At 73.3% G+C, this 9,971-nt stretch carries 10 protein-coding genes; 5 read left to right on the top strand and 5 right to left on the bottom strand.

From position 1 onward, the window contains the following. The first annotated feature begins 208 nt into the window (after nt 1–208). Together DKT68_RS28605 and purD are read left to right on the top strand one after the other, a co-directional pair. Nucleotides 209–1,138 (top strand): type IV toxin-antitoxin system AbiEi family antitoxin domain-containing protein, encoded by a 930-nt coding sequence (locus DKT68_RS28605; protein ID WP_109820487.1) that lies wholly within the window; start codon nt 209–211, stop codon nt 1,136–1,138. A 91-nt stretch (nt 1,139–1,229) separates the two neighbouring features. Beyond that, nucleotides 1,230–2,480 (top strand): phosphoribosylamine--glycine ligase, encoded by a 1,251-nt coding sequence (purD, locus tag DKT68_RS28600; protein WP_109820486.1) that lies wholly within the window; start codon nt 1,230–1,232, stop codon nt 2,478–2,480. A gap of 99 nt (nt 2,481–2,579) precedes the next feature. Here the strand turns inward: purD and DKT68_RS28595 are convergent, their stop codons facing one another. From DKT68_RS28595 to DKT68_RS28585, 3 genes are all read right to left on the bottom strand, one after another. Further along, nucleotides 2,580–4,142, bottom strand: a complete 1,563-nt coding sequence (locus DKT68_RS28595) for an AMP-binding protein (protein WP_109820485.1) — start codon at nt 4,140–4,142, stop codon at nt 2,580–2,582. Between the two features lie 106 nt (nt 4,143–4,248). Then, on the bottom strand, nt 4,249–5,463 hold the full coding sequence (locus DKT68_RS28590; RefSeq protein WP_109820484.1) for an acyl-CoA dehydrogenase family protein: 1,215 nt from the start codon (nt 5,461–5,463) through the stop codon (nt 4,249–4,251). A gap of 1 nt (nt 5,464) precedes the next feature. Next, entirely contained in the window at nt 5,465–5,917 is a 453-nt protein-coding gene (locus DKT68_RS28585) for an SCP2 sterol-binding domain-containing protein (RefSeq protein ID WP_109820483.1), read from the bottom strand. A 69-nt stretch (nt 5,918–5,986) separates the two neighbouring features. Here DKT68_RS28585 and DKT68_RS28580 point away from each other — a divergent pair, with 69 nt between their 5' ends. Next, nucleotides 5,987–6,625, top strand: coding sequence for a TetR/AcrR family transcriptional regulator (locus DKT68_RS28580; RefSeq protein ID WP_109820482.1), 639 nt, complete (start codon nt 5,987–5,989; stop codon nt 6,623–6,625). Between the two features lie 21 nt (nt 6,626–6,646). Here DKT68_RS28580 and DKT68_RS28575 read toward each other — a convergent pair whose 3' ends face one another. Then, nucleotides 6,647–7,291 carry a DedA family protein gene (locus DKT68_RS28575; protein ID WP_201749226.1) on the bottom strand — a complete coding sequence of 215 codons (645 nt, stop codon included), beginning with the start codon at nt 7,289–7,291 and terminating at the stop codon, nt 6,647–6,649. Nucleotides 7,292–7,461: 170 nt separating this feature from the next. Between DKT68_RS28575 and DKT68_RS28570 the strand changes: the two genes are divergently transcribed. Further along, complete coding sequence (locus tag DKT68_RS28570) at nt 7,462–8,613, top strand: sensor histidine kinase (RefSeq protein ID WP_201749225.1); 1,152 nt, start codon at nt 7,462–7,464, stop codon at nt 8,611–8,613. Further along, on the top strand, nt 8,610–9,251 hold the full coding sequence (locus tag DKT68_RS28565) for a response regulator (RefSeq protein ID WP_109820481.1): 642 nt from the start codon (nt 8,610–8,612) through the stop codon (nt 9,249–9,251). Before DKT68_RS28570 ends, DKT68_RS28565 begins: the two co-directional genes overlap by 4 nt. 37 nt (nt 9,252–9,288) lie before the next feature. Here DKT68_RS28565 and DKT68_RS28560 read toward each other — a convergent pair whose 3' ends face one another. After that, the gene (locus DKT68_RS28560) at nt 9,289–9,909 is read right to left on the bottom strand and encodes a DedA family protein (RefSeq protein WP_109820480.1); all 621 of its coding nucleotides are present in this window, start codon (nt 9,907–9,909) and stop codon (nt 9,289–9,291) included. Nucleotides 9,910–9,971 lie beyond the last annotated feature (62 nt).

The raw sequence follows: 9,971 nt of genomic DNA, 5'->3' as shown, positions 1-9,971 counted from the left end.
CCCGCCAGACGCTCGACTGGGCAACCCCAGCCGAGCGCCTGGACCACCTCATCGCCGCCTGACGATTGCACTCACCACTTGACCCCAAGCGGCGTGTCGCGGCAATAACTTCATGATCAACCTGCGCTAGCGGCGCGGTTGTCCACAGGGTCGGTTTGGTTGTCCACAGGGGGGTGTATCGGGTTCCGGGGTCGGTCAGGGTGGCCGGGTGGACGCCTTGGATGTTGTGCGGCGGGTCGCGGCCGAGCGGGACGGGATTGTGACGCTCGGTCAGGCGCGAGCCGCCGGCTTGACTACGCATGAGGTGCAGCGGTTCTGCCGGGCCGGCCGCTGGCGGGTTGTGGCGCGGGGCAGCTATCTGGTGGACGCCGACCTGTACGACGCCGTGCCTCGACGGGCGCGGATCAGGGCCGCGGTCGCCTCCTTCGGTCCGGCGGCCACAGCGGTTCTCGCCACGGCCGCCGAGCTGCACGGACTGGCCGGAATGCGGGTCACCGAGCTGATTCATCTGTCGCTGCCGGGTCCCGTCGCCAGGCCGGCCCGGCTCGCCTACCCGGAGGTGGTGGTCCATCAGTTGGCCATCCCGCCAGAGCACCTCGTCCAGGTTGACGGGATCAGCGCCACTGGGCCGCTTCGGACCCTTGCCGACCTCACCCTGCGTGCTGATCGTTTCTCTGCGGTGAGCGTGCTGGATTCGGCGTTGAATCGTCACCTCGTGGCCGCCGATGACCTGCTCTCCATCCCGCGTCTCATTCGCGGGCGGCGCGGCGCGGTCGCCGCTCGTGGCTACCTCGGCGAGGCGGACGGGCGGGCGCAGTCGCCGCTCGAGACGCGCGCCCGGCTCCGCTGCGTCGATGGCCGGGTGCCGCCCGACGCGTTGCAGCTTGAGGTCCGCGATGACGACGGCTATCTGCTGGGGATCGGCGACCTCGGCTGGCGTGCCCCACGAGTGATCGCGGAAGCGGACGGCCGGGGCGCACACGGCACGCCGCAGGCCGCCTTCGCCGACCGTCGCCGCCAGAACCGCTTGGTCAACGCCGGCTGGACCGTCCTCCGCTTCACCTGGTCGGACACCCTCCAACCCGATTACATCCCGTGGACCGTCCGCCAGGCGATCGCCGGGGCGCGGCGGCGTTGACCATGAAGTTGTTGCCACGACACACCGAGGCGGGGTGCAACAACTTCATGATCAACAGGGACGGGGGTGGGGGACAGTAGGATCCTGGGTCGTGCGGGTTCTTCTGGTGGGTGGTGGGGGGCGGGAGCATGCGCTCGCGCTCGGGTTGGCCGGTGATCCGGCCGTTACCGCGCTGATCGCGGCACCCGGTAATCCGGGTATCGCGGGCGTGGCTGAGCTGCGGGCGGTGACTCCGACCGACCCGGCCGCGGTGGCGGCGCTGGCCGTGGAGACCGCTGCCGACCTGGTGGTGATCGGGCCGGAGGCGCCGCTGGTGGCCGGGGTCGCCGACGCGGTCCGCGCCAAGGGCATCGCCGTGTTCGGCCCGTCGGCCGAGGCTGCCCGGCTGGAGGGCTCCAAGGCCTTCGCCAAGGACATCATGACCGCCGCCGGTGTGCCGACCGCCCGGGCGTACGTCTGCGCGGACGAGGAGAGCACCGCGCGGGCGCTCGACGAGTTCGGCGCGCCGTACGTGGTGAAGGACGACGGGCTCGCCGCCGGCAAGGGCGTCGTGGTCACCGATGACCGGTCCGCCGCGCTGGCGCACGCACGCGAGTGTGGCCGGGTCGTGGTCGAGGAGTTCCTCGACGGCCCGGAGGTCAGCCTCTTCGTGGTCACGGACGGCGAGGCGGCGCTGCCGCTGCTGCCCGCGCAGGACTTCAAGCGGATCGGCGACGGTGACACCGGCCCGAACACCGGCGGTATGGGGGCGTACGCGCCGCTGCCCTGGGCGCCGGCCGGCCTGGTCGACGAGGTCATGCGCGACGTGGTCCACCCCACCCTGGCGGAGTTGCGGCGCCGGGGCACCCCGTTCGGCGGCCTCCTCTACGTCGGGCTCGCGATCACCGCCGCCGGTCCACGGGTGATCGAGTTCAACGCACGCTTCGGCGACCCGGAGACCCAGGTGGTGCTCGCTCTGCTGGAGACGCCGCTGGGCGGGCTGCTGCACGCGTCGGCCACCGGCACGCTGGCTGAGCATCCGCCGCTGCGTTGGCGGCCGGGGGCCGCGGTGACCGTAGTGCTCGCCGCGCAGGGCTATCCGGCGGCGCCACGCACCGGCGATGTGATCACCGGCGCCGACCGGCCGGGCATCATCCACGCCGGCACCGCGCGTCGGGCCAGCGACGGCGCGTTGCTCTCCGCGGGTGGTCGGGTGCTCTGCGGTACGGCCACCGGCGCCGACCTGGCCGCCGCGCGGGCTGCCGCGTACGCGCTGGTCGGCGGGGTGGAGTTGGCCGGCTCGCAGCACCGCACCGACATCGCCGCCGCCGCGGTCGACGGCCGGATCACGATTCCCGCCTGACCCCGGGCAACCTCCACCCGCCTCGCCGCCGTTTGACCGGCGAGATGAGGGGGTGGCGGGTTTGCCGGTCGACGTCGAGGGCTATCCCTGAGTGGTCGGTCAGCCGTAGTAGCGGCGCAGCTCGCGGCTGACCACCTTGCCGGTGGCGTTGCGGGGCAGGTACTTCACGAAGATCACGTCCCGGGGTACGGAGAAGCGGGCCAGGTAGTGCCGGACGTACTCGCGGACCGCCTCGGGGTCGAGCGTCTCGCCGGGGTGCAGGGCGAGGAACGCGGCCAGCCGCTGGCCGTACTCCGGGTCCGGCACACCGATCACGGCGGCCTCACGGACCTGCGGCAGCCGGGCGAGCAGGTCCTCCACCTCGGATGGGAAGACGTTCTCCCCACCGGAGACGATCATGTCGTCGGCGCGTCCGTCGACGAAGAGCAGGCCGTCGGCGTTGATCCGGCCGAGGTCGCCGGTGTCGAGCAGGCCGTCGTGGGTTTCCCGGGTCGCGCCGGAGGTGTAGCCCTCGAAGAGCATCTCGTTGCCGACGAGTATCCGGCCGACCCGGCCGCCGGGCACCGGCTCGCCGCTGTCGTCGAGGATCTCCAGCCGGGTGCCGTGCGGCGGCCGGCCGGCGGTGGTGGGTGCCTCCCGCAGGTCGGCCGGCCCGGCGATGGAGGCCCAGGAGACCTCGGTCGAGCCGTACAGGTTGTAGAGCACATCGCCGTAGGCGTCCATGAACGCCGGCGCGAGCCCACCGGGCAGCGCCGAGCCGCTGACCGCGACCACCTTCAGCGCGGGCCGCGGGTCCGGCGGCGGCTCCTCGAGCAGCCGCTGCAGCATCACCGGTACGGCGAAGAGGGCGTCACAGCCGTGCGTGGCGAGCGCGGCCAGCGTGGCGGCCGGGTCGAAGCGGCGGTGCAGCACGATGGTGGCCCGCAACGCGAAGGACACCTGCAGCGCCGCGAAGCCCCAGGTGTGGAAGATCGGTGCGGCGATCATCACCGTGTCCCGGGTGTGCAGCGGGATCCGGTCGATGATGGACACCAGTGGCCCGAAGCCGTTCGGGGTGGGCCGGCGGGCGCCCTTGGGGGAGCCGGTGGTGCCGGAGGTCAGCACGATGATCCGGCCGTCGCGCTCCGGTGGGCGCAGCTCGCCCGGCAGCGCCCCGGCGATCAGCTCGGCATGGGCGCGCTCGTCGACCCGGTGCAGCTCGGCCGGGAGCCCGAGAACCAGCTCGGCGAACTCGTCGTCGTGCACCAGCACCCGCAGTCGCTGCTCCTCGGCGACGGTGGCCAGTTGCGCGGCGGACAGGCCGGTGTTGACCAGGACCGCGTCCACGCCGAGCAGGGTGGCTGCCACGATCGTCTCGATCAGGCCGTGGTGGTTGCGACAGAGCACCCCGATCCGGTCGCCGGCCTGTACGCCGAGCGCGGCGCGCAGAGCGCGGGCCAGCCGCTCGGCCCGGTCGAGCAGCTCCTGGTAGGTCAGCGCGTTGCCGTGCTCGTCGAGCACCGCCGGCCGGCCGGGGTCCCGGGCGGCGGCCTGGCGCAGCTCGCCGGCGAGGCTCCAGCCCCAGGTACGCAGGGCGTTGAGCTGCGAGGCGACGCGGATGGGCCGGCCCGGGGTGAGCAGGCCGCGCCGGGTCAGCGTGGCGACGACGAACGGCAGGTCCATGCCCTTGGGCCTCCTTCGGGTGCACGGATGGGCCCCCGGAGGGGCCCATCCTCGGGCTCTGCTGTCGATCATGCACCGGATCCGCCGAGCTGCCCAACCGCTGTGATCAGCGGATCTGCATTCCGGAGATCGCCCGGGAGATCACCAACCGCTGGATCTCGGAGGTGCCCTCGAAGATGGTGTAGATCTTCGCGTCCCGGTACCAGCGCTCCACCGGGTGGTCGCGCAGGAAGCCGGCCCCGCCGAGCAACTGCACCGCCTTCTCGGTGACCGACACCGCGACCTCGCCGGCCTTGAGCTTGGACATCGACCCCTCGCCGGCGGTGAACGGGCGGTTGTTGCGGCCCATCCAGGAGGCCCGCCAGACCAGCAACCGCGCCGCGTCGATCTCCATCCGCATGTCGGCCAGCGCGAACGCGACCGCCTGGTTCTCGATGATCGGCCGTCCGAACTGGACCCGCTCCTTGGCGTACTCCAGGGCGTACTCGTAGGCGGCCCGGGCCACGCCGAGCGCCTGCGCGCCGACGGTGGGTCGGGACAGCTCGAAGGTGCGCATCGCGGCCTGCCCGGTGACCCGCTGCCCGGAGCGGGCCCGGTCCAGGCGTTCCAGCAGGGCGTCCCGGCCGCCGAGCAGGCAGCGCCCGGGCACGCGTACCCCGTCGAGGAAGACGTCGGCGGTGTGCGACGCGCGCAGACCCAGCTTGCGCAGCTTGCGGGTGGCGGCCAGGCCGGGGGTGCCCGGCGGTACGACGAACGCCGCCTGACCCCGGGAGCCGAGCGTCGGGTCGACCGAGGCGGTGACCACGTGCACCCCGGCGATCCCGCCGTTGGTGGCGTACGCCTTCTGCCCGGTCAGCACCCACTCGTCGGTGGCCTCGTCGTAGACGGCGCGGGTGCGCATCGCGCCGACGTCGGAGCCGGCCTCCGGCTCACTGGTGCAGAAGGCGGCGACGGCCGGCGAGTCGACGTCGCCGAAGCACTGCGGGACCCATTCGACCATCTGGTCGGGCGTGCCCGCGCCGTAGATGGCGGCGACGGCGAGGGAGGTGCCGAAGATGCTCAGCCCGATGCCGGCGTCACCCCAGAAGAGCTCCTCGCTGGCGATGGGCAGGGAGAGCCCGGTCGGGTCTGCCCAGCAGGTGGCGAGGAACTCGAAGCCGTAGAGGCCGACCTTGGCGGCCTCCTGGATCACCGGCCACGGGGTGTCCTCGCGCTCGTCCCACTCGGCGGCGGCCGGGCGCACGACCTCGGCGGCGAAGCCGTGCACCCAGTCGCGCAGGTCCCGCTGTTCCTCGGTCAGGTCGAGCGAGAACTCAGCCATGTCAGGCCTTGGGGATGTCGAACAGGTTGGCGATGTTGGCAGCGAGGCCCAGGTCGCCCTTCGCCTTGAGCTTGCCGGTCATGAACATCATCACCGGGTTGGCGCCACCGGAGACGATCTTCAGGAACTCCACCGGGCCCATGGTCAGGCTCAGCTTCGGGTCGTGCTGCGGGGTCTCGTTCACCTGGCACTTGCCGTCGGCGATGACCACCTCGTAGGTGTCGCTGCCGCCGTCCGGGCGACCGGTGATGACCCAGTGGATGACCGCGTTCGTGGAGCCGGCCCGGTCCGCGCGGAACAGTGACGGCATCCGGCCGAACACCTCGCCCAGGACCTTCCCACGCAGGTCACCGGACATCACCTGGGCGATCTTGTCGTCCGGGGTGGACTTGACCAGCTGGGCGAACTCCTTGGGGCCGACGTTGGCGAACGTGGCCGGGTCGAAGTCAGTCATGAGACGCGCCTTCCGAGAAGATTTGGCTACTCGCGCGTAACCCTACGCACGAGTAGGTATGCTCGCAAGGTGTCCACCGGTCCCGCCTTCAAGCGCCTGCCACGGGCCGTCCGTGAGCAGCAGATGCTCGACGCGGCCGTGAAGGTCTTCTCCCGACGTGGCTTCCACGCCGCCAGCATGGACGAGATCGCGGAGGACGCCGGCATCTCCAAGCCCATGGTCTACGCGTACCTGGGAACCAAGGAGGAGCTGTTCGTCGCCTGCCTGCACCGGGAGGGCACCCGGATGATGCAGGCCATCGCCGGCGCCGCCGCCCCCGACCTGCCGGCCGACGAACGGCTCTGGCGAGGGCTGAGGGCGTTCTTCGGCTTCGTCGGCGCGTACCGAGACGGGTGGGCCGTGCTCTACCGACAGGCCCGGGGCGAGCAGCCGTTCGCCACCGAGTTGGCCACCATGCGGGCCCGGCTGGTCGAGGTGGTCGCCGGAATGCTCGACCACGCGCTGCGCGCCGAGGGCCGCGAGGTGGCCGGCGCCGACCTGGAGGTGGTCGCGTACGCCCTCGTCGGCGCGACCGAGTCGTTGGCCGACTGGCTCGCGGACCACCCGGAGGCCGACGCGGAGAAGACCGCCACCCGGATGATGAACGTGGCCTGGCTCGGCGCCGGCCAACTTCTGAGCGGCGTCACCTGGTGCCCGCCCACCGACTGACGCCCCCGACCGCTTCCGCCGTCACCGGGCCGGTGTCCGGCTGACCGGCCGGGTCGCCGGCACCGACCTCGCGGAACGGCGGCGCCGGCCGAGCCAGCGGCCCACCTCGACGACCATGGTCACGGTCAGCGCGAGGCCGAGACCGAGCAGCAGGCCGCGCAGCGGGTCCTGCTCGAAGGCCAGCCCACCGAGGTAGCCGACCAGCGCCGAGTAGAGCGCCCACGAGCCGGCGGCAAGCGCGTCGAAGACCAGGAACCGTCGCCGGGGATAGTGGACCGCGCCCATGGTGAGGGTGACCGCGGTCCGGCCACCCGGCACGTAGCGGGCCACGGTGAGGATCAGGCCGCCCCGGGCCGCGATCCCCCGGCGGGCCCAGTCGACGGCGGTCCGGCGCCGGCCGCCGGTCGGAAGCCGGTCGAGCACCCGGGCGCCGCCGCTGCGCCCAATGGCGTACGAGACGTGGTCGCCCACGAAGGCCCCGGCGGCGGCCACCAGGATCACGGCGGGCAGGTCGGGCGCGCCGGAGGCGGCGAACACTCCGGCGGTGATCACGGCGGTCTCGCTCGGGACCACCGGGAAGAAGCCGTCGAGCACCGCGATCGCGAAGATCGCCAGGTACACCCACGGCGAGGACATCGTCTGGTGCAGAAGGTCGAGCAGATCCATGCCCCCGATGCTTGTTCCGCCAGCGGCTGTCGCCATCGGCCGGTGGTCGGCCGGGAGGCACGACTTAGGTAGCGTCCGGCCCGGACGGCGGGTAGGGGTCTTCCCCCACCACACCCGGGTCTGTCGTCTGCGGCCGGCCGGATCCGCCGGCGGAGCCCTACGCTCGCTGCGTGGCCTCCAGCGCCGTCGTGCTCCGGCGGGTCGTCGAGCGGTACGCCCCGCTGCTGCTCGCCGCGGTGGTGACCGCCGCCGTCTGGGCCAGCGCGACCGGCGCGGTCGGCGTTCGCTCCCCGCTTCCCGGCGTCGTCGCGCTGCTGCTCGCCGCCGCCTCGGGCTGGGCCGCCGGCCTGGTCCGGACCCGGCGCTGGCCGCTGTTCCTGGCCGCCGCGGTCAGCTGGTTGGTGCTCGCCGCCGCGGCACCCGGAGTGGTCGCCTCGTACCAGGCGGGCCTGCGGCTGCGGGGCCGCCGGCTCACCGGTTATCTCGTCGGGGTCGCCCTGGTGCTGACCAGTGGAGTGCTGGTCGGGCTGGCAGTGGGCGGGGCGCGTCGAGTCACGACCGCCACCGTCGGCAACGTGCTACTGCTGACCGCCTGCGTGGTCGGGCTTCCCCTGGTCGTCGGCCTCTGGGTGCGGGCGCGACGGGACACGCTCGCCGCCCTGCGGGACCGGGCCGAACGGCTGGAACGCGAGCAGGAAGCCCGGGCCGATCAGGTCCGCGCCGAGGAACGGACCCGTATCGCCCGGGAGATGCACGACGTGGTGGCGCACCGGGTGTCGTTGATGGTGGTGCACGCCGGGGCACTGGAGGTGACCGCCGCCGACCCGGAGATCGTCGAGGCCGCCGCGCTGATCCGCGAGACCGGTCGGCTGGCGCTCATCGACCTGCGCGAGGTGCTGGGCGTGCTGCGACAGGCCGGCCCGGCCGCGGTGCCGGAGCGGACGCTCGACGCCCTGGACGAGCTGATCGGGGAGTCCCGCGCCGCCGGGCTCCGCGTGTGCCGGCGGGACGAGGGCGTGGCCACGACGCTGCCGGCGACCGTGGGACGCACCGCGTACCGGGTGGTCCGGGAGGCGCTGACCAACGTCCGGAAGCACGCGGCCGACGCCGAGACGACCGTCTCCCTGCGCTATCTGCCCGGCGGACTGGAGGTGGTGGTTCACAACGGCCCGTCCGGCCCCGGGCCGACCCTGCCCGGGGCCGGGCACGGGCTGCTCGGGTTGCGCGAGCGGGTGGAGCTGCTCGGCGGCCGGCTGGAGGCGGCGCCGGTGGGCGATGGCTTCCTGGTGCGCGCCCTGATCCCGGTGGCCGGTGCGGCGTGATTCGGGTGGTGGTGGTCGACGACGAGCAACTGGTCCGCGCCGGGCTGCGGCTCATCCTCGAGGCGGCGCCGGACATCGCGGTGGTGGGCGAGGCGGCGGACGGTGCGGGCGCGCTGGAGCAGGCCCACCGGTTACGCCCCGACGTGATGCTGCTCGACGTGCGGATGCCGGTCGTCGACGGGCTGACCGCCGCAGCCGACGTGGTGGCCGCCGGCCCCAAGGTGATCATGCTGACGACCTTCGACCTCGACGAGTACGTGCACCGGGCGTTGCGGGCCGGCGCGGTGGGCTTCCTGCTCAAGGACACCCCGCCCCGGGAGCTGGCCGAGGCCGTCCGGACGGTGGCCGCCGGGAACGCGATGCTCGCCCCGACGGTGACCCGGCGGCTGATCAGCTCGTTCGCCGAGCGTGGCCCGGCCCGCCGGGACGCGGCGCGCCAGCGGCTCGCCCCGCTCACCGCGCGCGAGCTGGAGATTGTCCGGGAGGTGGCGCGCGGGCACGGCAACGCGGAGATCGCCCGCCGGTTGACCATGAGCGAGGCCACCGTGAAGGCGCACGTCAGCCGGGCGCTGGCGAAGCTTCAGGCGGGCAACCGGGTGCAACTGGCGATCCTGGTGCACGATGCCGACCTGCTGTGAACGGAGGCCGAGCGGCCCCGGTCAGCGGCGCCATGGGTCAGTGGTGGGCGGCGGCGCGGCGGCGCGCCCGGCTGCGCAGCCGACGGAAGCCCTCGATGCCGAACGTGACGGTCACCGCCAGCCCCACACCGACGAGGACGCCCCGCACCGGATCGCGCTCGAAGGCCAGCCCGCCGAAATAGCCGAGCAGGCCGCAGTACAGCGCCCAGGTGACCGTCGCGATGCTGTCGTAGAGCAGGAACGACCGGCGTGGGTAGCGCACCGCGCCCATGGTGAGGGTGACCGCGGTCCGGCCGCCCGGCAGGTACCGGGAGGTGGTCAGGATCAGCCCGCCGCGCCGGTCCACGGCGTGCCGGGCCCAGTCGGAGCTGGCCCGCCGACGGCTGCCGGCGGGCAGGCGCGCCAGCCGGTTGCCGCCGCCGCCCCGGCCGATGGCGTACGAGATGTGGTCGCCGACCAGCGCGCCGAGTGCGGCGGCGGCGATCACCGCGACCACGTTGGGGTGCCCACCGTCGGCGGCGAGGACCGCCGCGGTGATCACCGCCGCCTCGCCCGGCACCGCGGGAAAGAACGCGTCGACCGCGGTGAGCCCGAAGATCACCAGGTACACCCACGGTGAGGTGACCGTCCCCCGGAGCAGGTCGAGCAGGGCGTCCATGCCCCCAATGCTCGGCCGGCCGGCCGGCGGGGGGTGGCGCTTCACCGACAATTGCGCCGCCC

Source organism: Micromonospora acroterricola, from assembly GCF_003172955.1.
GTDB classification, from domain to species: Bacteria; Actinomycetota; Actinomycetes; order Mycobacteriales; family Micromonosporaceae; genus Micromonospora; species Micromonospora acroterricola.
Note: the sequence above shows the minus strand (reverse complement) of the source record. Positions and strands in the feature narration are given on the sequence as shown.

Coding starts and splice junctions, on each gene's coding strand:
- DKT68_RS28595 (WP_109820485.1), bottom strand. CDS start 4,142: ATGGACCTGCCGTTCGTCGTCGCCACGCTGACCCGGCGCGGCCTGCTC.
- DKT68_RS28590 (WP_109820484.1), bottom strand. CDS start 5,463: ATGGCTGAGTTCTCGCTCGACCTGACCGAGGAACAGCGGGACCTGCGC.
- DKT68_RS28585 (WP_109820483.1), bottom strand. CDS start 5,917: ATGACTGACTTCGACCCGGCCACGTTCGCCAACGTCGGCCCCAAGGAG.
- DKT68_RS28575 (WP_201749226.1), bottom strand. CDS start 7,291: ATGGATCTGCTCGACCTTCTGCACCAGACGATGTCCTCGCCGTGGGTG.
- DKT68_RS28560 (WP_109820480.1), bottom strand. CDS start 9,909: ATGGACGCCCTGCTCGACCTGCTCCGGGGGACGGTCACCTCACCGTGG.